Genomic DNA, 24,660 nt, shown 5'->3' on the forward strand with positions numbered 1-24,660 from the left:
GATAGCGGCAGGCTATTTCGGCGGCGGCAGTTGGCGCGGACCGTCCGGCGAATCCAACTCGGGGGGCCCGTCCCGCTTCGTCAGCGCCCGCCGACGGCCCTCAGCGGATTCCACCGACAGCCGTCCCGCCTCATCTCCGGACCGCCGCGGCGGCAAGGACGAATGGAACTCGCGACCCGGCAGGCTTCGGTGTGCTCGACCGCCGGGTGATTGCCGTGATGAGGACACGAATTCCGATTTCGCCGAGCCTGTTTCAGTGCTCGCGGGGTGCCCGGACAGCTGCGTGTCCGATGCCTCCGAGCTGACCGCCACCTTTCGAGAGCGCTTGAGCGTGAACGTGATCTCTTCGGTTTCTTCGAGGACGCCTTCGAACGCCTGGCGAGCGGTGCGCAGTGGCGCAGTGGTGGTGTCGATCACCTTCGCCACGAACGGCGGCACCAGCGGGCGAATCCAGCGGGCCGCGGCCCTGGTGGCGTCCGGGATCGACGGGATCAACGGGGCATTCCGTTGCTCGTGAGCTTCGACCTCGCCGGCCGGCGACAGGGGAGCAGGCAGGTTCTCCCGAACAGCGGGGGTGTGGACAATGTCTGCGGCCGGTTCCGAGGCGGGCACTGGGGTGATCGCCCGGCTGGCCGCCTCGGCTTCGGCGGCGATCGGCAGATACACGTCGTCGTCACCCGGCTCGACGGCCCGGTACGACGGCGCATGCCGCGCAGCGTCCAAAGCCTCGGAGACCCGGCGGCGTTGCCGGTCGCGATCGATCTCGGTCTGCGCCTCAATGGCAAGCCGAGCCTGCGTCAGTTGATGCTCGGCCCAAAGGATTTCGGCCTCGCGGCGCACCTCGGCGCGCTTGACCGCGATCGCGGTCTCCGCCTCGAGTTCGGCTCGTTCGCGCTCGGCACGCGAGGATGCACGCCGATCGTGGGTGGTCTCACCGCGCCACAAACCCAGGATCACCGGCGTCACGTAGAGCAGGACGCACAGCACGATCGTCACCAGTCGCAGGGTCATCGCGCCAGCGTCGGCGGAACTGAGGTCGTTCATCGCGACCCAACGTGCGCCAAGGCCGCGGCCTGCATTAGTCACGACACCGTCGCGTGCATTGCGCAGCGCTAGCTCTTCTCGTGAAATCCTGGCGTCCAGGTCCGGTGCGCGGCTGTCCCGCGTCGCCAGCGCGGTGTCCAATTCGTGTTGGGCATCCGCGAGAAGCTCGTTGGCCGTACGTGTTTCCGGCCCGGCACCGGGATCACCGGTGATCCGCGTCTGCGGGCAGCCGGGCGTGGGATGGTATTCGCAGCGGGCGACGACCAAGGCTTTGTCCTGGCGATCATGGGCCTGCACGACCGCGTTGTCGAGCTCCGAGCGGGCCGCCCTGGATTGCTGCAGGGACGCTGACGCCTGCGCGACGGCGGGTGCCGATTCGGCGGTGCGCAACGCTCGTTCGTCGAGACGATGGTCGATCGAGCTGGACAGAATGACCAGTGCCGCAAGTTCACCGACGACGACGCCTACCGTCGCCGCCACCGCGGCGCGGCCCACGACACCGGGGCGGCTCAGTTGCGGCCCCGGGATCGTGCCTCGGGCGACGACGCCGATCAGCAGGCCGAAGACGAGGGTCAGCGGCACGACGGTCGGCAACGGCCAGCCGGCCGACTCGCTGACCGCCAGGGTCGCGATCAGCCAGGCCAGCACCGCACCCAACAACACGACCGCGCCGGCGACGGCGTGGGCAGACCGCTCGTGGCGCTCGCCCAGCTCGCGCCGCTGTCCGCCGCCGAGCCAGATGAGGATCTCCGACACCTGGGCCAGGCCGGTGCGCCGTTCATTTACTTCCTGGGGCATGAGACTGAAAACACCTCCACCATCAAGCCTCGCAGGCGACCGCCCGACACTTCGAATCGAAGCGCCCCGCCTGTGATGCGCTTCACAAACCTGCGGGATTACGCAGATCGCCCCACCGGGCGTCGATCGGCTTTGCTGGTCCTGGAAGAGGGCATCTGACGCGGGATTCGAGCGACGCGAGCAGATCAACGACCGTTCCGGCAGGCGACATGAGACGGTATAAGCCTATGACGAATCACGATTATGTCACCTACGAAGAGTTTGGCCGCAGGTTCTTCGAGGTCGCCGTTACTCCGGAGCGGGTCGCCGCCGCACTCGCCGACATCGCCGGCACCGAGTTCGCCATGGAGCCGATCGCGCAGGGGCCGGGACGGATCGCCAAAGTCAGTGCCAACGTCAAAATTCAAGAGCCCCGGGTGACGCGCCGGCTGGGCGACAGCATCACCTTCGTCATCCACATTCCGCTCTCCATCGACCTGCTGGTCGACCTATGGCTCGACAAGCAGCGCTTCATGGTCTCCGGGGATATTCAATTGCGCGCGACCGCGCGAGCGGCCGAACCCCTGTTGCTGATCGTCGACGTCGCCAAACCGCGGCCTTCCGATATCACCGTCAACGTCTCGTCCAAGTCGATCCGTGGCGAGGTGCTGCGAATCCTGGCCGGCGTCGACGGCGAGATCCGGCGATTCATCGCGCAATATGTCGCCACCGAGATCGACGCGCCGCAGTCGCAGGCGGCCCAGATCATCGACGTGTCCCAGCAGCTGGAGCAGGTCTGGCCCTGAGCGGGCCGGCACAGGAATACGCGCGACGGCGTCGGGGTACCCAGCCAAGGTTGTGCGTTCTGATCGCCAGGGAGGAAGACGTTGGCTCGCGTAAATGTCTCGGTGTCGTCGCAGGTGGAACCGGAAGCCGCTTGGAAGCTGGCGTCCGACCTGGATCGATTCGACGAGTGGATGACGATTTTCGCGGGGTGGCGGGGGCCCGTGCCCGACACGATCGAGGAGGGCACCTGCGTCTCGTCATGCGTCAAGGTCAAGGGCTTCCGCAACGTCATCCACTGGAAGGTCACCCGCTACGACGAGCCTAAAGCGATCGAGCTGCAGGGACGCGGGCGCGGCGGTATCCGCCTCACGGTGGCGATGACGGTCACCGATGATCACCCCGGCTCGACGTTTCGCCTCACCGCCGACCTCGGCGGCGGGTTACTCAGTGGGCCGGTCGGGGGTTTGGTCGCCCGCGTTCTGCGCTCCGATGTGCAGAAGTCCGTGGACAACCTCGCCTCACTGCGTTAGCCGCTGCGTCATCGGAGTCGCCGGCCGAGGACCCAGTTCCGCTCGGCATCGCGGCTTCGCCTGCCGTCCATCGCAAGCCAGGACAGGCCGGCCCCGAACGCGAGCATGGAGATGATGGCGGAAACAACTCCCGCGTGGGCCTCGCCAAGGGCGAAGTTGGTCACGCACACCGCGAACGCCAGTGCGGCCGCCGCGACGACGAGGAGCCCGGGTGTCCGCGCCTCGGCCGATCGGTGGACGTCGCGGTCAGCGGTCCGATCGTGGTCGACGGGGCTGTGCCTCATTGGCGTCTCCTCTGCTGTCACATCCGTTACGACCGATGTGTTGGAGCTACCCGAAAGGCCGTTGGGACAAACGACTTGGCGTAGGTGAGTGCAGCCGCGGCTCAGAGAGTTTGGTGACGCCCGAAGTACTTGTGGTCTTCGCTGTAGCCGCCATAACCGCTGCCGATGTCGTGGTAGTCGGCGACGAACTCGATGCCTTTGATCCACTTCACCAATTTGAAGCCGTGCTGCAATTCGTTGCGCAGCCGCAGCGGTCTGCCGTGCATGTAGGGCAGCTGCTGGTCGTTCATGTTGTAGGCCAGCATCGTCATGTGGTGGTCCATCTGGCCGATGTGATGGGCGTTGTAGTAGATGCCGCCAGTGGCGCCCAGACCCATCGAATAGAAGACCGCCCATTTCGCTTCGGGAAGCGGTTTGACGATGTCCATGATCGTCTTCATCTGCACGCCACCCCATTTGGCGACGCCTGACCACGCCTGGATGCAGAAGTGCTGGCTGATCTGTTCGTGGTAGGGCAGCGCCATCAAATCCTCGAGCGAGAATTCCATCGGGTGCTCGACCAGACCGTAGACCTTCAGCCGCCAGTCCTTGAAGTCATCCCGCTCGAGTTCCTTGTACTCGACGGTCTCCGGCAGGCGGCCGTTGCGCCAGTGGTGCGGCGAGATGTCTTTTTCGGTGAAGGCGCCGGGCTTGGGATCCAGCCGCTCGAGCACCCGCTGGAACGGTCCCACGAGTGCGTATCCGACCCGCTGAACCACCCGGGGGTGCTTGATGGTGAACGGAGTTGCCCACACCCAGGCGACGGCCGTCACCACCATGGCCGCCGCGAAGATCCAAAAGCCCATCCAGCTGTTGTCGTCGCGGGCGGCGAACATGTGGTTGAGGTTCTTCAGGGCGCTGGTCGCGAACACCAGCGTGACGTGCACGATGATGAAGAACAAGAAGTACACCAGCACCAGGAAATGCAGCGAACGCGCGTGCTGAATGCTCAACCGCTTGCTGAGCCAATGGACGCGCTGCGACAGCGCTGGCGACATGCCCAGGCCGGTGATCAGCGCGGCCGGCGCGGCGATGAAAACGGTGGTGAAGTACGCCAGCACCTGCATGCCGTTGTAGGCGACCCAGCCGTTGTCAGCGGGCCAGTGCTCCACGGATAGGTATTGAATCGCCACCGAAAGCGCATTGGGGAACACGTCCCAGCTGGTCGGCACGATGTGCCGCCACTGCCCGGTGACGAACAACAAAACGTAGAAGACCAGGCCGTTGACCAGCCACAGCACGTCCATGCCGAGATGCCACCAGCGGGCCAGGCCGATGGAGTGCCGGAACCCGGGCAATCCCAATTGCGGGGGCAGGGCGACGGTGTCGGCGTTGGCGGTCCACAGCTCGTCGTCCGGCACCGGAGGCCCCACGCGCAGCCACTCGTCCTTGCCGGGGGTGGCGTTGCGGCTGAAGTACAGCCGAGGGTGGTCACACAGGATCTGGATGCCGGTCCTGATGATGAACATCATCATGAACAGGTTGAAAAAGTGCGTCCAGCCCAGCCAGGCCGGCACGCCCGGCACCTTCGCGGGGATGTCAGCCCCGGGATAACGATGAATGAACTCCTGCACCGAGGGCATGTTGTACAGCCCTTTGCCGATGGCCACCGCCGCAACCAGGAGCGCAAAGCCGATGGGAATGAGCCACAGGAGGTTGAACCACTTGTCGCGGCCGACTCGCAGCTTGGGAGCGGTGGCCCGCCGGGTGAGATCGAAGCCGCCACCGTAGTGCTCCACGTCGATGACGTCTTCGGCGGTGTGTATCTCGTTGCGGTAGTCCGGGATGGACGTCAGCGGCGTGCCCACTGCCAGGGCCGATACCGAGCCGCCCTGCGCTGCCCGCCCTCCACCGGTCCCCGCGGAATCAACGGTGTTCGTCACGCGGCCGAAATTACACGAATCGACCTGGACTAATTGGAGTAGGTCGGGAACGCAGGCCATGGTCGCGGCGCCCGTGCGGGCAGGAATGGCCAGGTAGCGCGCGGCGCGCTCAGAATCCCGCGGGCTCTCGGCGGCGCTTGCCGCACCTACCCAAAGAAAACGGCGATTTGCGCCGCAGATACGCACCGGTGAGTTTTGCTGTGAGTGTGCGCATAACTTGCTGCCAACACGCTAGGCAGGGTCGTGCGGCAGCAGCCGGCGCACCGGGCGGGTCTCGATGGCGTTGACCGTCAATGCCCTGCGGCTGATCCGCCAGCCCGCGTCGGTCAGCAAATACTCGTCGTCATAGCGCAGGTGCCACGCCACGTCCACCAGTTCACCGTCACGCTCGTTCCAGTGGTGCGCGACGGCCGCGATCCGCCCGCGGGCGGCGCCGGGCCGCGCGACCGCGTCGTACACCTCACCGATGATCGCGTGCTCGGTGCGGACGACCGCGGCGACGGCCGCGACCGCAATGGTGATGGGTTGGCGGCCGCGGTGCGACTGGATCGGCCGCAGGTCGGTCGGCGGCGCGGGCAGCATCAGATCGGCATCGTCAGTGAAAAGCCCTGCAACAGCGGTGAATTCGTGGTCATCGACGTAGGCGGCGTACCGGTGCACCAGATCGCTCAGCGCGGCCCGCTGTTCGGCCGAAAGTGTCATGCGCTCAAGGACAGCCGTTGCGCACACGCCGACAACAGGTCCTTCGCGTGCTCGATATCGGTGGTCGGCGGCATGGCCAGCACCAGACGGTCGGCACCCTGTTCGACGAGGGCGGCCGCGCGCTCGGCGTCGATCTTGGTGACCGCGTGGCCCAACGACACCTCGAGCGCCGCCGGATCACGGTGGGCCGACGATGCCTCGTCACGCATGAGCGCGATCAGCGACGCGAGCCGGGGCCCGCTCACCCCCAGCGGCTGAAAGCCGTCGCCAAGGCGTCCGGCGCGGCGCGCGGCGGCTCGGCTGTGCCCACCGACGTGAATCGGGAAACGGTCCGCTGCAACGGGTTTCGGGTAGCACATGACATTCTCGAAGTCGAAGAACTCGCCCCTGAAGGACGCTCCGCCGGGTCGCTGCGCCCACAACTCCCGCAGGACGGCCAGCTGCTCGTCCGCCCGCCGGCCCCGGCTCTCGAAGTCCACGTCGCAGGCGGCCAGCTCCTCCTTCAGCCAGCCCACACCCACACATAGGCGCAGCCTGCCACCCGACAAGGCGTCGACCGTGGCGGCCCGCTTGGCCAGCACCACCGGGTGGTGGTTGGGCAGCACCAGCACGCCGGTGGCCAGTCCCAGGCGACTGGTGTGGCCGGCCAGAAACGCAAGCAGGTCAAGCGGATCCGGGATGGGGCAGTCCGGCGCCAAGCCGACACGACCCGAATTGTCGTAGGGGTAGACGCTGTCGTAGCGGGTGAGCAACACGGTGTGCTCGACAGCGACGATCGATTCGAACCCGCACGCTTCCAGCTGGCGCGCGAAGGCCACCATCCAGTCGGGGTCCGCGGTGACACCGTCGCCGACCGGGGCCACGACTGAGACCTTCATGGTTTTCGAAGCTAACAAGGGCCCAGCCGGGACGGCTAGCGGGCCGCGCTTTCCGCGGCGACGGGCGCGATCGCGCCCCGCACCGCTTCGGCGAGCGTGGCGGTGCGGCGATCGCTGAACACGTCCTCGAGCATCACCGCGCGCCCGTCGGGACCGGTCAGCGGCACCCGCCAGTTGGGGTATTCGTCGGTGGTGCCGGGCTGGTTCTGGGTCCGGCGGTCACCAACGGCGTCGGTCAGTGCCACGCCCAGCAGCCGCGACGGCGTCCTGCCCAGATAGCGGTACAGGGCCACCACGACCTGCTCGGGTTCGTCTTCGCCATCCTCGAGCAACCCCACCCGCCGCAGCTCGGCCATCCACGCCGCCAGCTCGGTCCGGTCGGACTCGAGCTCCTCTTCCACCGGACGGGTCAACAGTCCCAGCGAATCACGCAGTCGCACATGATCACCCGCCAGATAGCCGGCGGTCGGAGGCAGATCGTGCGTGGTGACCGAGGACAGGCAGTACTCGCGCCAACGCTCGGCCGGAAGCGGGCCGCCGTTACCGTCGCGGTCCAACTCGAACCAGAGGATCGAGGTGCCCAGCAACCCCCGTAGCAAAAGATAGTCGCGCACCCACGGCTCGACGGTGCCGAGATCCTCGCCGACGACGACCGCGCCGGCCCGGTGCGCTTCCAATGCGACGATGCCGATCATTGCTTCGTGGTCGTACCGAACGTAGGTGCCTTCGGTGGGTGAGCTGCCTCGCGGGATCCACCAGAGCCGGAACAATCCGATGATGTGGTCGATGCGCACCCCGCCGGCATGCCGCAACACGGCACGGATCAGCGCGCGAAAAGGCCGATATTCATGCTCGTCCAACCGGTCTGGGCGCCACGGCGGCTGGGACCAGTCCTGGCCGAGCTGGTTGAACTCATCCGGTGGCGCGCCAGCGGTCACGCCCAGCGCCATCACGTCCTGCAGCGCCCAGGCGTCTGCGCCATTGGGGTGCACGCCGACGGCCAGGTCGTGCATGATGCCTAACGACATGCCGGCCCGGATCGCCTGCGACTGCGCCGCGGCAAGCTGCTCGTCGAGTTGCCATTGCAGCCATCGGTGGAAATCGATTGTGTCCGAATGCTTTTTGACGAAGTCCGCGACACCGGACGCGTCCGGGTGCTGTAGCGCCTCGGGCCAGGAATGCCAGTCGGCGCCGTACTTTTCGGCCAGCGCGCACCAGGTGGCGAAGTCGTCCAGCGGGCGGCCCTCCCGGTCGCGGAACGCGGCGTAGGACAGCTCCCGCCCTGCCGACCGCGGTTCTGAGTGCAGCAGCTTGAGTGCCGCCCGCTTCGCGGCCCACGAGCTGTCGCGGTCGATGGCATCGGCGCGGCCGGCGTGCTGTTGGACCTCGGAGCGCAGGCGGCGGACCCGGCTGCGCTTCGTCAGGCCGCCGAATTCGGGGATCGCCTCAACGTGAAGATAAATCGGATTGACGAAGCGCCGCGAGGTCGGCAGGTACGGCGAAGGTTCCATCGGCTTGGTCGGGGCGGCCGCATGCAGGGGATTGACCAAGAGATAGTCGGCGCCGTGGCGCGATGCCGACCACACCGCCAGGTCGGTCAGATCGGTCAGATCACCGACCCCCCACGACTGCCGCGACCGCACGCTGTAGAGCTGGGCGGCCAGGCCCCACGCGCGGCGGGCGCCGAGCCGGTCGGGCAGCCCGAGCCAGTCCGGCGTCACGATCAGCGCGGTGCTGGTCTCGGAGTCGCCGGAACGCAGGTGTACCCGGTGATAGCCCAGCGGCAGATGGGTGGGCAGCAGGAAACTGGCCTCGCCGACCCAAAGGCCGTCCAGGTCGAACGGCGGGGTGAAGTTGTCGACCTGTTCGACATCGGCGCGCACCGTGCCGTCTTCGAGCTGCAGCCACACCACGGCGGGCTCGCCGTGGGTGACATGCGCCCAGAACCGGATCGGCTCACCGGTACGCCCGACGATGGTCGCCGGCAGCCGGCGCGCCCAGTGCGACCGCAATTTCGCGGTCAGCGCGACGTTGCGCTCCTGCTCGGTATCGGCCGCGACGCCGAGGGAACCCAAAACGGCTTTCAACGTGGTCTCGGAAACCCGCACGCGGCGGCCCGTCCAGTCCTCGTAATCCGTCGCGATGCCGTATCTCCGGGCGAGTTCGATCAGCGACGGCGCGAGTTCAGTCATAGCGTCATCTTGCTGCCAGGATTCGCGAGCCGGCGACTCGGACCCGGCGCAAGTCAGCGCAATCTTTGCTGGGCGGTGGCCTGGAGTTCATAAATGTCTTCTGCGGGCAACGGCGCCCCGCGCTCGACAGGACGAGAGGCCGCGTGGCCACTACGATGCTCCGAGGAGACCGAAAAGGATCCGGTGAGCTTTCCGGGGGAGAAGAAACTGCCAGCTCAGCGGCGTATGGCGCGGCCTCCCTCGCTGGGGCTCCGGCGCGGTGGGCGCCGCCGGATACGGGTGCATAAAGAGATGTAGAAGGGGATGGCTTCGGCGCCGCGTGGCGAGGTCCGTGCAGGTGCCTTACCGTTGTCATGTAATTCGCGCTGGATCAGTTCAGCAGGGACAGTATTCAGACGCATCAGCAGACCGGATGGTGAATCTAAGTGGCGGAAGAGAGTCGCGGGCAGCGCGGGTCGGGGTACGGCCTCGGGTTGTCGACCCGGACCCAGGTGACCGGCTACCAGTTCCTTGCGCGCCGGACCGCGATGGCACTGACCCGGTGGCGCGTCCGCATGGAGGTCGAGCCCGGCCGGCGTCAGAACCTGGCCATCGTGGCATCGATCTCGGCCGCGCTGGTGATCTGCCTGGGCGCGCTGCTTTACTCGTTCATCAGCCCGGCCGGCCAGATCAACGAGTCGCCGATCATCGCCGACCGCGACTCGGGCGCGCTCTACGTCCGCGTGGGCGAGAAGTTGTACCCGGCCTTGAATTTGGCGTCGGCCCGCCTGATCACCGGTCGCCCCGACAACCCGCATCTGGTCAAGCACAACCAGATCGCCACGCTGCCGCGCGGTCCGATGGTGGGCATTCCGGGCGCACCGTCGAGCTTCCACCCGAGCACTCCCGCCGCGTCGTCCTGGTTGGTCTGCGACACCGTGGCAAATTCGACCGGCGCCGGGGCACCATCGGGTGTGACGGTGACGGTGATCGACGGCAATCCCGATCTGGGCAACCACCGGCGGGTGCTGACCGGGTCGGACGCGGTGGTGCTGAATTACGGCGGTGACGCCTGGGTGATCCGGGACGGACGGCGCTCACGCATCGACGGGTCGAACCGATCGGTGCTGCTGCCGCTGGGACTCACCCCGGAGCAGGTCAGCATGGCGAAGCCGATGAGCCGCGCCCTGTACGACGCGCTGCCGGTGGGTCCGGAACTGACGGTGCCGCAGATCCAGAATGCCGGCGCCGGGGCATCGTTCCCGAACGCGCCCGGTCCGATCGGGACGGTGATCGTCACCCCGCAAATCAGTGGGCCGCAACAGTATTCATTGGTGTTGGCCGACGGTGTGCAGACGCTGCCGCCGCTGGTGGCCCAGATCCTGCAGAACGCCGGACCAGGCAACACCAAGCCGGTGACCGTCGAACCGTCCGCGCTGGCGAAGATGCCGGTGGTCAACAAGCTGGATTTGTCGTCCTACCCCGACGCGCCGCTGAATGTGATGGACATCCGCGAGAACCCGGCGACCTGCTGGTGGTGGCAGAAGACCTCCGGTGAAAACCGGGCCCGCGTCCAGGTCATCTCCGGCGCGACCATCCCGGTCGTGTCGAAGGACGCCAACAGGGTGGTGTCGCTGGTCAAGGCGGACACCACCGGACGCGAAGCGGACCAGGTCTTCTTTGGACCCGACTATGCGAACTTCGTGGCGGTCACCGGGAACGACCCCGGCGCCAAGACGACCGAATCGCTGTGGTGGCTCACGGATGCCGGTGCCCGCTTCGGGGTCGACGACACCCGTGAGGTCCGAGAAGCGTTGGGCTTGAAGACGAAACCGGGCCTGGCGCCGTGGGTGGCGCTGCGGCTGCTTCCGCAGGGGCCGACGTTGTCGCGAGCGGATGCGCTGGTGGAGCACGACACGCTACCGATGGATATGTCCCCAGGAGAGTTGGCGGTACCGAAGTGAAACGTGGATTTGCCCGGCCGACGCCGGAGAAGCCTCCGGTAATCAAGCCGGAGAACATCGTCCTTCCGACGCCGCTGAGCATCCCGCCACCGGAGGGCAAGCCGTGGTGGATCGTGGTTGTCGGCGTCGTGGTGGTCGGCCTGCTGATCGGCATGGTCGGCATGACCTTTGCCAGCGGCTCCCACGTGTTCGGTGGCGCGGGATCGATCTTCCCGATCTTCATGATCGGCGGCGTCGCGATGATGATGTTCGGCGGCCGGTTCGGCGGCCAGCAGCAGATGAGCCGGCCCAAGCTGGACTCGATGCGCGCCCAGTTCATGCTGATGCTGGACATGCTGCGGGAGACCGCGCACGAGTCGGCCGACAGCATGGACGCCAACTACCGCTGGTTCCACCCGGCGCCCACCACCTTGGCCGCCGCGGTCGGGTCGTCGCGGATGTGGGAACGCAAGCCCGACGGCAAAGACTTGAACTTCGGTGTGGTCCGCGTCGGCGTCGGTATGACGCGGCCCGAGGTGACCTGGGGTGAGCCGCAGAATATGCCGACCGACATCGAGCTCGAGCCGGTGACCGGTAAGGCGCTTCAGGAGTTCGGTCGCTATCAAAGCGTCGTCTACAACCTGCCGAAGATGATCTCGGTGCTGGTCGAGCCCTGGTACTCGCTGGCCGGAGATCGCGAGCAGGCGGCGGGACTGATGCGGGCGATCATCTGTCAGCTGGCGTTCTCGCACGGGCCCGACCACATGCGCATGATCGTGGTGAGTTCGAACCTGGACGAATGGGATTGGGTGAAGTGGCTGCCGCACTTCGGTGACCCCCGCCGCCAGGACGCCGCGGGCAACGCGCGGATGGTCTACAGCTCGGTGCGCGAGTTCGCCGCCGAGCAGGCCGAATTGTTCGCTGGCCGTGGCTCTTTCACGCCCCGGCACGCCAGTTCGTCGGCGCAGACTCCGACGCCGCACACCGTGATCATCGCCGATGTCGTTGACCCGCAATGGGAGTACGTGATCAGCGGCGAAGGCGTCGACGGCGTGACGTTCTTCGACCTCACCGGCTCGGCGATGTGGACCGCCGTCCCGGAGCGCACGCTGCGGTTCGACAAGAAGGGTGTGATCGAGGCGCTGCCCCGCGACCGTGACACCTGGATGGTCATCGACGAGAAGCCCTGGTTCTTCGCCCTCACCGACCACATCAGCACCGCCGAGGCGGAAGAGTTCTCGCAGAAGCTGGCGCGCTGGCGGCTCGCCGAGGCGTACGAGGAAATCGGCCAGCGGGTGGCGCACATCGGCGCCCGAGACATCATGGCTTACTACGGAATTGACGATCCGGGCCGCATCGACTTCGAGGCGCTGTGGGGTAGCCGCAACGACTCGATGGGCAGGTCGCGGCTGCGGGCGCCGTTCGGTGTTCGCTCCGATAACGGCGAGCTGCTGTTCTTGGACATGAAGTCGCTGGACGAGGGCGGCGATGGCCCGCACGGCGTCATGTCCGGTACGACGGGTTCGGGTAAATCGACCCTGGTGCGGACGGTGATCGAATCGTTGATGCTCAGCCACCCGCCAGAAGAGCTGCAGTTCGTGCTGGCCGACCTCAAAGGTGGATCGGCGGTCAAGCCGTTCGCCGGGGTTCCGCACGTGTCCCGGATCATCACCGACCTGGAAGAAGACCAGGCGCTGATGGAGCGCTTCCTGGACGCGCTGTGGGGTGAGATCGCCCGTCGTAAGGCGATCTGCGACAGCGCCGGCGTCGACGACGCCAAGGAATACAACTCGGTGCGCAGCCGGATGCGGGCGCGCGGTCAGGACATGGCGCCGCTGCCGATGCTGGTGGTCGTCATCGACGAGTTCTACGAATGGTTCCGCATCATGCCGACGGCGGTCGACGTCCTCGACTCGATCGGCCGTCAGGGCCGCGCCTACTGGATCCACCTGATGATGGCGTCGCAGACCATCGAAAGCCGCGCCGAAAAGCTCATGGAGAACATGGGTTACCGGCTGGTGCTGAAGGCGCGTACCGCCGGTGCCGCCCAGGCGGCGGGTGTGCCGAACGCGGTGAACCTGCCCGCCCAAGCCGGTCTGGGCTACTTTCGCCGCAGCCTGGAAGACATCACCCGATTCCAGGCCGAATTCCTGTGGCGGGACTACTTTCCGCGCGGCCTCACCGACGACGGAGAGGAAGCGCCAGCGCTGGTGCACAGCATCGACTACATCCGTCCGCAACTATTCACCACCTCGTTCACCCCGCTGGAAGTCAGCGTCGGGGGGCCAGATGTCGCCGTTCCCGCCATCGAAGCCGACGGCGAGCCGCTTCCGATCGAGGCGGCCGAGGACGAGGACGCCGAAGGGATCCGGACGCCCAAGGTGGGTACGGTCATCATCGACCAGCTGCGCAAGATCGACTTCCAGCCGTACCGGCTGTGGCAGCCGCCGCTGAACCAGCCCGTCGCAATCGACGAACTGGTCAACCGGTTCCTCGGCCGCCCCTGGCAGCAGGACTACGGCACCGCGCGGGACCTGGTTTTCCCGATCGGCATCATCGACCGCCCCTTCAAGCACGACCAGCCGCCGTGGACGGTCGACACGTCTGGGCCCGGTGCCAACGTGCTGATTCTGGGTGCCGGTGGTTCCGGTAAAACCACCGCGCTGCAGACGCTGATCTGTTCGGCGGCGCTGACCCACACTCCCGAGCAGATCCAGTTCTACTGCCTGGCCTACAGCAGCACCGCGCTGACCACGGTCGCCCGCCTGCCCCACGTCGGTGAGGTGGCCGGTCCGACCGACCCCTACGGCGTTCGCCGCACGGTGGCCGAATTGCTGGCCCTGGTGCGGGAGCGCAAGCGCAGCTTCCTCGAGTACGGGATCGCCTCGATGGAGGTGTTCCGCCGGCGCAAGTTCGGAAACGAGCCCGGTCCGGTCCCCAACGACGGGTTCGGCGATGTCTACCTGGTGGTCGACAACTACCGGGCGCTGGCCGAGGAAAACGAGGTGCTGATCGAGCAGGTGAACGTGATCATCAACCAGGGCCCCTCGTTCGGGGTGCACGTGGTGGTCACCGCCGATCGCGAATCGGAGCTGCGGCCACCGGTGCGCAGCGGTTTCGGCTCCCGGGTCGAGCTGCGGCTGGCCGCCGTGGAAGACGCCAAGCTGGTGCGGTCCCGGTTCGCCAAAGACGTTCCGGTCAAACCCGGTCGCGGCATGGTCGCGGTCAACTACGTCCGCCTCGACGCCGACCCCCAATCCGGTCTGCACACCCTCGTCGCGCGTCCCGCGCTGGCCGGCACGCCTGAGAACCGGTTCGAATCCGACAGCGTCGTGGAAGCCGTCAGCCGGATCACGAGCGGTCAGGCACCACCGGTGCGCCGGCTGCCGGCGAGGTTCGGGGTGGAACAGCTTCGCGAGCTCGCCGCGCAGGACACCCGCCAGGGCGTCGGCGCGGGCGGAATCGCTTGGGCCATCTCGGAATTGGACCTGTCGCCCGTCTATCTCAACTTTGCCGAGAACGCGCACCTGATGGTGACCGGGCGTCGCGAATGTGGGCGTACCACGACATTGGCCACCATCATGTCCGAGATCGGGCGGCTATACGCGCCCGGGGCGACCAGCGCACCGACGCCTGCGGCGGGGCAACCCTCGGCCCAGGTGTGGCTGGTGGACCCGCGTCGCCAGCTGTTGACCACGCTTGGCTCCGACTACGTGGAGAAGTTCGCCTACAACCTCGACGGTGTGCAGGCGATGATGGGCGAGCTGGCCGCCGTTCTGGCCGGCCGCGAGCCGCCGCCCGGGTTGTCCGCCGAGGAGTTGTTGGCGCGGAACTGGTGGAGCGGGCCGGAGATCTTCTTGATCGTCGACGACATCCAGCAGCTGCCGGCAGGCTTCGACTCGCCGCTGCACAAGGCCGCGCCCTGGGTGACGCGGGCCGCCGACGTCGGCCTGCACGTGATCGTCACGCGCACGTTCGGGGGTTGGTCTTCGGCCGGCAGCGATCCGATGTTGCGGGCGCTGGCGCAGGCGAACGCACCGCTGCTGGTGATGGACGCCGACCCCGACGAGGGATTCATCCGCGGCAAGATGAAGGGTGGTCCGCTGCCTCGCGGTCGAGGCCTGCTGATGGCCGAGGACACCGGCGTGTTCGTTCAGGTCGCGGCGACCGAATTGCGCAAGTAGGGCTAGAGCCGCTGCGCCGGGCTGACCGGGTAGACCGGGATTCAGTCCCAGCGCAGCGGCAATTCCTTGAGCGCGAAACTCTTTGAGGGGTAATTGATCACGGGGGAGTAGTCCTCGGGCAGTTCGAAGTCCGGGATCTGGGTCAGCCATTCCTCGACGACCACAGTCAGTTCGATGCGCGCCAGGTGAGAACCCAGGCAGCGGTGTGGCCCACCGCCAAAACCCCAGTGCCGGTGGACTTTTCCATCCATGTTGAGTTCGTTGCTGGACATCGGGTCACTGTCGTCGCGGTTGACCGCGGCCATGCACAGCCGCACCGAGGTGCCCGGCGGCAGCGTCATGCCGCCGACCTCGACGAATTCGGTGGTGATCCGCGGTGCCACCGGCGCCGACGGTTCGAGCCGGACGATCTCCTCGATGAAAACCCTGATCTGCTTCGGGTTGTCGCGCAGTTCCTTGCGCAGCTGCGGTCTGCGCGCCAATTCATACAACGAGAATCCGATGGCCGCCGTCACCGTGTCCAGGCCCGCCAGGATCAGCAGGTGACTCATGCCCAGCAATTCGACGTCGGTGAAGCTACCCGCGCCGGTCATCACTTGCGACAACATGTCAGACCCCGGGTTCTGCCGGCGCTGCGCGATGGCGTCGGCCAAGTACGCCAGCAACTGCTCGGACTTCTCGATGTCGGTCCGGGTGATGAACGGTTTGTCGCTGACGACGGCGTCTTTCCAATCGATGAGACGATCCCGATCTTCCAGTGGCAGACCGTAAAGGTCCAGGAACACCTGGAAGGGGTAGAGGTTGGCGAAGTCCGCCATCACCTCGCACTCGCCCCGGCCGGCCAGCGCCGCGATCATGTCACTGGCGTGGCGCACCAGCACCGGACGCGACTTGCTCAACGCGTGCGGGCTGAAGTACGGCTGCAGGATCTGGCGATAGCGGGTGTGCTGCGGCGGATCAAAAGCCAATGGCAGCACCGGCAGTGGGTGGCCGGGGGGCTGCAGCACCGTCGATGAGAACGCCTTGGTGTTGCGCAGCGCGGCCAGCACATCTTCACGCCGGGTTATGTAGTAGTGGCCGTTCATGAACACCACCGGTCCGGCGTCGCGCAGCGTCTTCCACCCGAGCCCCCGGTCAGCGGTCATCGGTAGCGTCGCGAAATCAAGCCGGGGTAGGTAGAACGAGCCTTGTTGGCCATCGCTCATGCGCTTCGGTCTCCGGTTGTCTGTCGCACTCCGTCGGTACCAACACCAGGCGGCACATCAATATTGCATGCGCGGCAACGGAACACGGTCCGCCTGCCCACGCTAATCCGGGGTTCCCGGCGCCGGTATCCGATTGGAGAGCATTCTGCACATTTTACCGACCGACTAATCTGGTCACCGAAACGTGAAGCGCAAGCCCGTTTGGTTGTAAGCCGTTTACGGCCTGGCCGGGCCGCCTAGGGAGGAAGCCTCGTGAGGGTTCGTCTGGAACAGTCGAAGTGTGTAGGCCACGCCCAGTGCTACGCCGTCGACCCAGACCTCTTCCCCATCGACGATTCGGGTTATTCGATTCTCGAGGAGCATGAGGTCCGGCCCGAGGACGAGCAATCCACCCGCGACGGCGTCGCGTCCTGTCCCGAAATGGCGCTGATTCTCGAAGAGGACTGACGCGGCAAGGCTCACTACCGCGGCGGGCGGAAAGCAAACGGCGCATGAACAAATCGGTGCCTTGGATGAACTCCCGCCGACCGGGAATGAACAGTGGCTGGCCATTGATGAACAGGTGGCTTTGGGGTGTCCGCGTTTGCCTCGTAACGAACTAATCTCAGTGCCGGGCGACAGTTCGGGCACACACGGGCTGTCGCTCGGTTGCTGATAGCGGGAGATTAGCCGAGGCAGAAGGTGCATGTCGTTTTTGACCAGATGTCCGAAAAGCGCGGTGGCAGACCGCCTTTGCGGACACAGCCAACTGGTCAACAAGCGCCGGCCCGCCCGGCTGATGGGGTTGCGGGGCGAAGAGGCTCCGTTGGTGACTCCCGCGGGCTCAGCGGCCCACCGGTGGCGTTCGTCTACAGAGCCGTGACCACGGCCACCACTGATTCCTATGTGACAGCCGAGATCGCGTTTCCGGCCGACTGAGGAGGACACGGTGTTTGACTTCGCGGCGTTACCGCCCGAAATCAATTCCGGTCGCATGTACGCGGGCCCGGGGTCGGGGCCGATGATGGCCGCGGCAGCCGGGTGGGATGAGATTGCGGCGGAATTGGGTGTAGCGGCCAGCGGCTACAGCTCGGTCATCACCGAGCTCACCAGCGGGCCATGGGTGGGGCCGGCATCGATGTCGATGGTTTCGGCGATCACCCCGTACGTGAGCTGGCTGAGCACGATGGCCGCGCAGGCCGAGGAGACGGCCGGGCAGGGCCGGGCAGCCGCGGCGGCATTTGAGGCAGCGTTTGCGATGACGGTGCCGCCGCCGGTGATCGCGGCCAATCGAGCGCTGTTGGCGACCCTGGTGGCGACGAACTTCTTCGGGCAGAACACGCCCGCGATTGCGGCCACAGAGGCGCAGTACATGGAGATGTGGGCGCAAGACGCCGCCGCGATGACCGGTTACGCCGTGTCGTCGGCGACCGCGTCGGTGCTGGCTCCGTTCGCGACGCCGCCCAACACCGCCGCACCGGAAGCGGCTTCCAACCAGGCCAACGCGGTCGAGCAGGCCGTCGCCGAGCCGGCGGGCAATACCGCACAAACCACGGCCAACGCGACCTCGCAATTAGCATCGCCACAAGCGTTGTCGCTGAGCACAACTCAAGCGGTACAGGCACCCGCGGCGGCCACGAACGCGTCGGATCCGGGGTTGCTCACGAGCACACTCCAGAACTTGCTGCAGTCCGGTCTGCCGACCCCCACCGACAACTGGCTGGGGCTCAATCCCACCGTCTACGACACGCTTCTCAAACGGACCTCGGGTCTTTTCTATTTCTCGAATGGTATGGCGCAGTTCAGCTCCTCGATCGCCCAGCAGTTGACCTTCGGTCCCGGTGGTAGCACGGCGGGTGCCGGTGGAGCGTGGTTCCCGACCCCGCAGTTCGCCAACCTGGGTCTCGGCAACCTCGGCAGCGGGGTCGGGCACGTGGGTGCGGTCTCCGCAGGCGCCGGGCAAGCCGCCCGGGTCGGGATGCTCTCGGTACCGCAGCACTGGGCCAACCTCACTTCCGCCGTCAGCCCGGCCGCGGTCTCCGAGGAGGCCACACCCGTTGAGGCCGTCGCCGCGACAGGGACGTCGGGTTCACCGGCCAACGGTCTGCTGCGGGGGATGCCGATGGGGGGCATGGGCCGGCGCGGGGCCGCCGCCGGCTACGTCAACAAATATGGATTCCGCTACAGCGTGCTGACCCGCCCGCCATCGGCCGGATAACGGAGAGCCCAGATGAACCCACGCAAGCCAGCCCGGGCATGTCGCCGGGTCCCGAAGGAAGAAGGAGTCTAGATGTCGTTTGTCACCACGCAGCCGGAGGCGCTGGCAGCGGCAGCTGGCAACCTCCAGACCATCGGTTCAGCGCTGAGCGCTCAAAACGCCGCGGCAGCGGCCCCCACGACGGGGGTGGTGCCGGCTGCCGCCGATGAGGTGTCGGCGCTGACGGCGGCGCAGTTCGCCGCCCACGCGCAGATGTATCAGGCCGTCAGCGCTCAGGCTGCGGCGATCCACGAAACGTTTGTCAACACCCTGAGCACAAGCTCCGGGTCTTACGCCCTGACTGAGGCGGTCAACGCCGCCGCGGCTGGTTAAGGAGTCGATGATGTTGGATTACGGGATGTTTCCGCCGGAGTTCAATTCGGCGCGGATCTATTCGGGGCCGGGGTCGGGTTCGTTTGTGGCTGCGGCATCGGCGTGGAATGCCATTGCCGCGGAGCTGCAGTCGGCTGCGTTGAGTTACCAGACAGTGGTAACGCAGCTGTCCAGCGAGGAGTGGACGGGAACCGCCTCGGCGGCGATGGCTCAGGCTGCGACTCCCTACGCGGAGTGGCTGAGCACCACGGCGGCTCAGGCCGAGCTGACGGCCACCCAGGCGCAGGCCGCCGCGGCCGCTTATGAGGCCGCGCTGGCGTCGTCGGTGGCGCCACCATTGATCGCGGCGAACCGGATGCAGTCCCAGCAGTTGCAGATGACGAACGTGTTGGGCCAAAACACCCCGTTGATCATGCAGTTGGAGGCGCAGTACGGCGAGTTCTGGGCCCAGGATGCCGCCGCGATGTCGACCTATGCGACGCAGTCGACCACGCTCACCAAGAGCATGACGACCATTCAGCCCGCTCCGAAGGTGACCAACGATGCGGGCACGGCCAACCAGGCCAACGCGGTCACCAATGCCACAGCGAACTCGACGGCGACCAACACATCGAAGGTCGTGAGCAATGCGGCGACGAACGCAACGAACGCGACGACCAATGCGACTACCCAGGCCACTCAGGCCGCCACGGATCCGTTGACCGAGCTTTGGTTCCTGTTGACCGGACAGAGCGTGTTGCCCACCAACCTCGGGACGGCCGTCAACGGCTACGCCCCGTTCGCCAGCCTGTTCTACAACACCGAAGGTCTGCCGTACTTCAGCATCGGTATGGGCAACAACTTCGTGCAGATCGCCAAGTCGTTGGGTGTCCTCGGCGGTGCGGCTCCGGCCGCCGCCAAGGCCCTGCCCGGCCTCGGCGGGCTGGGCGGCATGCTCGGCGGTGGCGCCGCCGCCGCCCATCCGGTCGCGGCGCTGGGCAGCGCGGCCTCCGTCGGTGGCAAGTTGTCGGTCCCGGTGTCGTGGTCCGGTGGTGGTGCGGGCGCGGTGCCCGCGACATTGGGGCGTGCCATCCCGGTCAGCGCTATCAGTGCCGCCCCAGAAGCCGCGGGCGGACCCGGCAACCTGCTCGGCGGCATGCCGCTGGCCGGGGCGGGCGCCGCAGGCCACGGAGTCGCCGGTCCCAAGTACGGATTCCGGCCCACCGTCATGGCCCGCCCACCCTTCGCGGGATAGTCCCCGCCGGCCCGCTACGCCGGCGCGATCTACGACGCGCCCAGCCTCCGAAACACCGGCGGCAGGGCGCGTTTTCGCGTGATTGCACCCGGAGCCCTCGCAGCGAATCTCGGGTGCGCTTTATCTGCGGCCGGATTTTTATCCCGCGCTGGGGTTTTCGCTCCGTCGCCACAGCGCCGACATAGCCCGCGATGCCGGGATAGTCGCGCGGGTGGCGGACAGCCTCGTCACGGTGTTCGTGCAGGTAACGGCCGTGGGGACCGAACCCGTCCGACGCCGCCCCGATCGCGCGGCCACGCCGCAATCCGGCTGTCGACATCGGTGCCGCCGCAACAGCGGCCGTATCGCGGCGCGGCGATGGGGCGGTGCGGCCATTTAGCCTTTGGCAAGCAAATTCTTGAAGGTCATCGCTGAGAGACCACCTGCGAGGGGATACATGTCGTTCGAGCCCAAGGCTTCGTAACCATGGACTTCGGGGCATTACCGCCGGAGGTCAACTCCGCTCGCATGTACGCGGGTCCGGGGTCGGGTCCGATCATGGCCGCGGCGGCGGCCTGGGACGGCCTCGGTGCCGAGCTGGGCTCGGCGGCAAGCGGCTACACATCGGTGATTTCGGAGCTGACCCAGGCGCCCTGGGTGGGTCCTGCCTCGGCGGTGATGTTGTCGGCGGTCACGCCGTACGTGAGCTGGCTCAGCGTCCTGGCCGGGCAGGCCGAGGAGACCGCCGGACAGGCCAGGGCGGCCGCGGCGGCATACGAGGCGGCGTTTGCGATGACGGTGCCGCCGCCGGTGATCGCGGCCAACCGAGTATTGCTGGCGACCTTGGTGGCGACGAACTTCTTCGGGCAGAACACCCCGGCGATCGCGGCCACCGAGGCGCAGTACATGGAAATGTGGGCGCAAGACGCCGCCGCGATGTACGGCTACGCCGCATCGTCGGCGACCGCGTCGGTGCTGGCTCCGTTCCCGGCGCCGCCCAACATCACCGCCCCGGAAGCGGGTTCCAACCAGGCCGACGCGCTCGCAAAGGCCGTCGCCGAGCCGGCGGGCAACACCGCGCAGAACACCGCCAACGCAACCTCACAGCTGGCCACCCCACAAGTGTTGTCGGCCACCACATCTCAGGCGGTGACGCAAGCTTCGACCACGACCGCCACGCAGCCGGGTCCGTTCACCTGGCTTACGAGCGCAATTCAGAACTTCTTGCAGTCCGGACTGCCAACCCCGACCAACAACTACCTGGGATTGGTCTCCAGTAACTACGACACGATTCTCAAACGGATGACGGGTCTGGGTTACTTCTCCAATGGTTTGGCGAGCTTTAGTTCGTCGATCGCCCAGCAGTTGACCTTCGGTCCGGGTGGTAGCACGGCGGGTGCGAGCGGAGCGTGGTTCCCGACTCCGCAGTTCGCCAGCCTGGGTCTGGGCAACCTCGGCAGCGGAGTCGGGCACGTGGGTGCGGTTTCCGCAGGCGCCGGGCAAGCCGCCCGGGTCGGGATGCTCTCGGTGCCGCAACATTGGGCGACGTTGACCTCCGCGGTCAGCCCGGCCGCGGTCTCCGCGGAGGCCACTCCCGTTGAGGCCGTCGGCGCGACAGGGACGTCCGGTTCGCCGGCCAACGGTCTGCTGCGGGGGATGCCGATGGGGGGCATGGGCCGGCGCGGGGCCGCCGCCGGCTACGTCAACAAATACGGGTTCCGCTACAGCGTGCTGACCCGCCCGCCATCGGCCGGATAGCGGCGGGATCCGAGCATGTATGCCCTCACCTTTATCCGCGGCCGGATTTTATTCCGGGGCTCGACACAAGTGCGCCCGGTTACGCCGCGTACGCACCGCGCCGGGGGTGATCGGCAGCTACTCAGCTCTGGCGATTCCGGCAGCTCATACCTACGATCGGGCCCGGACTTCGGGTGGCCGGCCAGCGCCGAGCGATTGACCTTGGTTTCCGTGGCGCAGGTGCGCCACAAGGCTGTTCCTCCGATGACGGGCGTGGCGGTGGCCACCGGCGCATTAACGTCTTTTACTGCTCTACTTTTCGATTCGAAATTCACAGGTTAAGGGGCACATTCGTGGTGGATTATGGGGCTTTCCCCCCGGAGTTCAATTCGGCGCGGATCTACTCGGGTCCGGGGTCGGGTTCGTTCGTCGCCGCGGCTTCGGCGTGGAGCGCGCTTGCGGCCGAACTCAGCTCGGCCGCGCTCAGCTACGACACCGTCATCACCGCGCTGAACAGCGAGGAATGGCTGGGCACGGCCTCCACGGCGATGGCGCAAGCGGCCCAACCGTACGTGGCCTGGCTGACCACGACGGCCGCCCAGGCCGAAGAGGCTGCCACGCAGGCTCGTTCGGCCGCGGCGGCCTACGAGACCGCCCTGGCCTCCTCGGTGCCGCCCCCGCTGATTGCGGCGAACCGCACCCAGGTGACCCAGCTGCAGTCGACCAACGTCCTCGGGCAGAACACCCCGCTGATCGCTCAGCTGGAAGCGCAGTACGGCGAGTACTGGGCCCAGGACGCCGGCGCGATGTACAGCTACGCGGGGCAATCGGCGACCGCGACCAAGCAGACGCCGTTCCAGAAGGCGCCCGAAGTCACCAACCAGTCGGGTGAGGCCAATCAGGCCAGCGCGGTCACCAACGCGACGGCGAACTCGACGGCGACCAACACATCAAAGACCCTGCAGTCGCTGGCGCAGCCCGCGGCGACCACGACGACCAACGCGACCACCCAGGCCACTCAGGCCGCCACGGATCCGTTGACCGAGATCTGGTTCCTGTTGACCGGACAGAGCGTGTTGCCCACCAACCTCGGGACGCTCGTCAACGGCTACACCCCGTTTGCGGGTTTGTTCTACAACACCGAGGGTCTGCCGTACTTCAGCATCGGTATGGGCAACAACTTCGTGCAGATCGCCAAGTCGTTGGGTGTCCTCGGCGGTGCGGCTCCGGCCGCCGCCAAGGCCCTGCCCGGCCTCGGCGGGCTGGGCGGCATGCTCGGCGGTGGCGCCGCCGCCGCCCATCCGGTCGCGGCGCTGGGCAGCGCAGCCTCCGTGGGTGGCAAGGTCTCGGTGCCGGTGGCCTGGTCGGGTGGTCCGGCCACGGCGCCGACGTTGGGGCGTGCCATCCCGGTAAGCGCGATCAGTGCCGTCCCGGAAGCCGCGGGCGGACCGGGCAACCTGCTCGGCGGCATGCCGCTGGCCGGGGCGGGCGCCGCGGGCCACGGAGTCGCCGGTCCCAAGTACGGATTCCGGCCCACCGTCATGGCCCGGCCACCGTTTGCCGGCTGAACACCGCATCGCATAGGTAACGACGCCGACAATGAGCGTGCGCACCACGAAGCACCTCGAGTTTTCACTTTTGGTCCCGGCATCTGTCTTTGGCAGCAACCGGGGCGATCGAACGGCTGAAATGGGCGAAGGGAGGTCCGCGCGGCGTGCCGCCGGGAATGATCGACGCGTTAATCGGCAATCAGATTTTTATGCCGGCCGACGGGGCGGCCGCACCCCGGGTGAGGATGACCAGCAACTTTTCCGACCCGGGACTGGTACCGTTTGCTGTAACCCTCCTGCGAGGGGCAGCGGTCGAGGTCAGGCACTGTTACTGTGTCGTTACCCAAAGTGAATTCGCCATACCGCTAAGTGAACAATTGCAAACACCGGGCTTTCGCACCGACCGCGGGGGCCGCAGTCATCTACTCTCACAGAGTCGGGGAAGTAACTAGGAGGGAACAACATGTCGTTCGTGACCACACAGCCCGAGGCTTTGGCCGCGGCGGCCGGGAACCTGCAGGCTATCGGGTCGACCTTGAGCGCCCAGAACGCAGCCGCCGCAGCCCCAACGACGGGGGTGGTGCCCGCTGCTGCCGACGAGGTTTCGGCACTGACCGCTGCTCAGTTTGCCGCGCACGCGCAGATGTACCAAGCGGTGAGCGCCCAAGCTGCGGCGATCCACGAGATGTTCGTAAACACCTTGTCCACCAGCGCCGCTTCGTATGGTCTCACCGAGGCAGCTAACGCAGCTGCCGCTCTCTGATCGGACTGGTGTTTCGGGGCTTACAGATCGTCACCGCGATGGGTTACAGCATCACCGCCCAGCAGGGGATGGTTCCAGGGACTCAGAGCTTCGCCCACCCGGGTCTTTGGGAAGCAGTACGAACTCCGTCAACTCAAACGCCGCGGTTCGGGTTTGACGTCCGTCTCACCGTGACAAACCCCGGTGGCCGCCGGCTGACGGGAAGGGGGGGCTATCTCTACTCATTCGGCTCGGCGGTTGCGTAACGCGTAAACGATCCGGCCACCGTCTTCACCACATCACCCAGTAACCACGTAGCAAGGAGAACAGCCGACATGGCAACACGTTTTATGACCGACCCGCACGAGATGCGGGCGATGGCGGGCCGCTTCGAGGTGCACGCCCAGACCGTTGAGGACGAGG

At 66.7% G+C, this 24,660-nt stretch carries 18 protein-coding genes and 1 pseudogene; 12 read left to right on the forward strand and 7 right to left on the reverse strand.

Annotated elements, in window-relative coordinates; all coding sequences use genetic code 11:
* Window positions 1–12: 12 nt before the first annotated feature.
* The gene (locus A5753_RS03000; RefSeq protein WP_067123261.1) at window positions 13–1,842 is read right to left on the reverse strand and encodes a DUF4407 domain-containing protein; all 1,830 of its coding nucleotides are present in this window, start codon (window positions 1,840–1,842) and stop codon (window positions 13–15) included.
* A 227-nt stretch (window positions 1,843–2,069) separates the two neighbouring features.
* On the opposite strand from A5753_RS03000, the gene A5753_RS03005 reads away from it, so the two are divergent.
* Both A5753_RS03005 and A5753_RS03010 read left to right on the forward strand, forming a co-directional pair.
* Window positions 2,070–2,627, forward strand: a complete 558-nt coding sequence (locus A5753_RS03005; RefSeq protein WP_067123264.1) for a hypothetical protein — start codon at window positions 2,070–2,072, stop codon at window positions 2,625–2,627.
* An 81-nt stretch (window positions 2,628–2,708) separates the two neighbouring features.
* Complete coding sequence (locus A5753_RS03010; protein ID WP_082971147.1) at window positions 2,709–3,137, forward strand: SRPBCC family protein; 429 nt, start codon at window positions 2,709–2,711, stop codon at window positions 3,135–3,137.
* 8 nt (window positions 3,138–3,145) lie between these two features.
* On the opposite strand, the gene A5753_RS03015 is transcribed toward A5753_RS03010, so the two are convergent.
* From A5753_RS03015 to malQ, 5 genes are all read right to left on the reverse strand, one after another.
* Window positions 3,146–3,421, reverse strand: coding sequence for a hypothetical protein (locus tag A5753_RS03015; protein WP_067123267.1), 276 nt, complete (start codon window positions 3,419–3,421; stop codon window positions 3,146–3,148).
* Between the two features lie 101 nt (window positions 3,422–3,522).
* A complete protein-coding gene (locus A5753_RS03020) occupies window positions 3,523–5,268 on the reverse strand; it encodes a molybdopterin-dependent oxidoreductase (protein ID WP_067123270.1) in 1,746 nt (581 codons plus the stop codon).
* 306 nt (window positions 5,269–5,574) lie between these two features.
* Window positions 5,575–6,045 carry a nuclear transport factor 2 family protein gene (locus A5753_RS03025; protein ID WP_067123273.1) on the reverse strand — a complete coding sequence of 157 codons (471 nt, stop codon included), beginning with the start codon at window positions 6,043–6,045 and terminating at the stop codon, window positions 5,575–5,577.
* Window positions 6,042–6,923 (reverse strand): LLM class F420-dependent oxidoreductase, encoded by an 882-nt coding sequence (locus tag A5753_RS03030; RefSeq protein WP_067123276.1) that lies wholly within the window; start codon window positions 6,921–6,923, stop codon window positions 6,042–6,044. The genes A5753_RS03025 and A5753_RS03030 overlap by 4 nt, the downstream gene beginning before the upstream one ends.
* A gap of 35 nt (window positions 6,924–6,958) precedes the next feature.
* Entirely contained in the window at window positions 6,959–9,115 is a 2,157-nt protein-coding gene (gene malQ / locus A5753_RS03035; protein ID WP_067123279.1) for a 4-alpha-glucanotransferase, read from the reverse strand.
* A gap of 425 nt (window positions 9,116–9,540) precedes the next feature.
* On the opposite strand from malQ, the gene eccB reads away from it, so the two are divergent.
* On the forward strand, window positions 9,541–11,058 hold the full coding sequence (gene eccB, locus A5753_RS03040; protein ID WP_067123281.1) for a type VII secretion protein EccB: 1,518 nt from the start codon (window positions 9,541–9,543) through the stop codon (window positions 11,056–11,058).
* The gene (gene eccCa, locus A5753_RS03045) at window positions 11,055–15,221 is read left to right on the forward strand and encodes a type VII secretion protein EccCa (protein ID WP_067123284.1); all 4,167 of its coding nucleotides are present in this window, start codon (window positions 11,055–11,057) and stop codon (window positions 15,219–15,221) included. Before eccB ends, eccCa begins: the two co-directional genes overlap by 4 nt.
* Before the next feature lie 41 nt (window positions 15,222–15,262).
* Here the strand turns inward: eccCa and A5753_RS03050 are convergent, their stop codons facing one another.
* Window positions 15,263–16,426 (reverse strand): cytochrome P450, encoded by a 1,164-nt coding sequence (locus A5753_RS03050; RefSeq protein WP_067123286.1) that lies wholly within the window; start codon window positions 16,424–16,426, stop codon window positions 15,263–15,265.
* Window positions 16,427–16,678: 252 nt separating this feature from the next.
* Between A5753_RS03050 and A5753_RS03055 the strand changes: the two genes are divergently transcribed.
* The 8 genes and pseudogenes from A5753_RS03055 to A5753_RS03090 all read left to right on the forward strand — a co-directional run.
* The gene (locus tag A5753_RS03055; RefSeq protein WP_067123289.1) at window positions 16,679–16,873 is read left to right on the forward strand and encodes a ferredoxin; all 195 of its coding nucleotides are present in this window, start codon (window positions 16,679–16,681) and stop codon (window positions 16,871–16,873) included.
* A 481-nt stretch (window positions 16,874–17,354) separates the two neighbouring features.
* Window positions 17,355–18,623 carry a PPE family protein gene (locus A5753_RS03060; RefSeq protein WP_067123292.1) on the forward strand — a complete coding sequence of 423 codons (1,269 nt, stop codon included), beginning with the start codon at window positions 17,355–17,357 and terminating at the stop codon, window positions 18,621–18,623.
* A 72-nt stretch (window positions 18,624–18,695) separates the two neighbouring features.
* Entirely contained in the window at window positions 18,696–18,995 is a 300-nt protein-coding gene (locus A5753_RS03065) for a PE family protein (protein ID WP_067123295.1), read from the forward strand.
* 7 nt (window positions 18,996–19,002) lie between these two features.
* Window positions 19,003–20,229, forward strand: coding sequence for a PPE family protein (locus tag A5753_RS03070; RefSeq protein WP_067123298.1), 1,227 nt, complete (start codon window positions 19,003–19,005; stop codon window positions 20,227–20,229).
* 465 nt (window positions 20,230–20,694) lie between these two features.
* Window positions 20,695–21,966 carry a PPE family protein gene (locus A5753_RS03075; protein ID WP_067123301.1) on the forward strand — a complete coding sequence of 424 codons (1,272 nt, stop codon included), beginning with the start codon at window positions 20,695–20,697 and terminating at the stop codon, window positions 21,964–21,966.
* A 332-nt stretch (window positions 21,967–22,298) separates the two neighbouring features.
* A complete protein-coding gene (locus A5753_RS03080; RefSeq protein WP_067123304.1) occupies window positions 22,299–23,513 on the forward strand; it encodes a PPE family protein in 1,215 nt (404 codons plus the stop codon).
* Between the two features lie 445 nt (window positions 23,514–23,958).
* Window positions 23,959–24,258 carry a PE family protein gene (locus tag A5753_RS03085; RefSeq protein WP_067123308.1) on the forward strand — a complete coding sequence of 100 codons (300 nt, stop codon included), beginning with the start codon at window positions 23,959–23,961 and terminating at the stop codon, window positions 24,256–24,258.
* Between the two features lie 314 nt (window positions 24,259–24,572).
* Window positions 24,573–24,660 (forward strand): annotated as a pseudogene (locus tag A5753_RS03090) (WXG100 family type VII secretion target); the annotation flags it as partial.

Source organism: Mycobacterium sp. 852002-51971_SCH5477799-a (genome assembly GCF_001667145.1).
GTDB lineage: Bacteria > Actinomycetota > Actinomycetes > Mycobacteriales > Mycobacteriaceae > Mycobacterium.

Coding starts and splice junctions, on each gene's coding strand:
- A5753_RS03000 (WP_067123261.1), bottom strand. CDS start 1,842: ATGCCCCAGGAAGTAAATGAACGGCGCACCGGCCTGGCCCAGGTGTCG.
- A5753_RS03005 (WP_067123264.1), top strand. CDS start 2,070: ATGACGAATCACGATTATGTCACCTACGAAGAGTTTGGCCGCAGGTTC.
- A5753_RS03015 (WP_067123267.1), bottom strand. CDS start 3,421: ATGAGGCACAGCCCCGTCGACCACGATCGGACCGCTGACCGCGACGTC.
- A5753_RS03025 (WP_067123273.1), bottom strand. CDS start 6,045: ATGACACTTTCGGCCGAACAGCGGGCCGCGCTGAGCGATCTGGTGCAC.
- A5753_RS03030 (WP_067123276.1), bottom strand. CDS start 6,923: ATGAAGGTCTCAGTCGTGGCCCCGGTCGGCGACGGTGTCACCGCGGAC.
- malQ (WP_067123279.1), bottom strand. CDS start 9,115: ATGACTGAACTCGCGCCGTCGCTGATCGAACTCGCCCGGAGATACGGC.
- A5753_RS03050 (WP_067123286.1), bottom strand. CDS start 16,426: ATGAGCGATGGCCAACAAGGCTCGTTCTACCTACCCCGGCTTGATTTC.
- A5753_RS03065 (WP_067123295.1), top strand. CDS start 18,696: ATGTCGTTTGTCACCACGCAGCCGGAGGCGCTGGCAGCGGCAGCTGGC.
- A5753_RS03070 (WP_067123298.1), top strand. CDS start 19,003: ATGATGTTGGATTACGGGATGTTTCCGCCGGAGTTCAATTCGGCGCGG.
- A5753_RS03075 (WP_067123301.1), top strand. CDS start 20,695: ATGGACTTCGGGGCATTACCGCCGGAGGTCAACTCCGCTCGCATGTAC.
- A5753_RS03085 (WP_067123308.1), top strand. CDS start 23,959: ATGTCGTTCGTGACCACACAGCCCGAGGCTTTGGCCGCGGCGGCCGGG.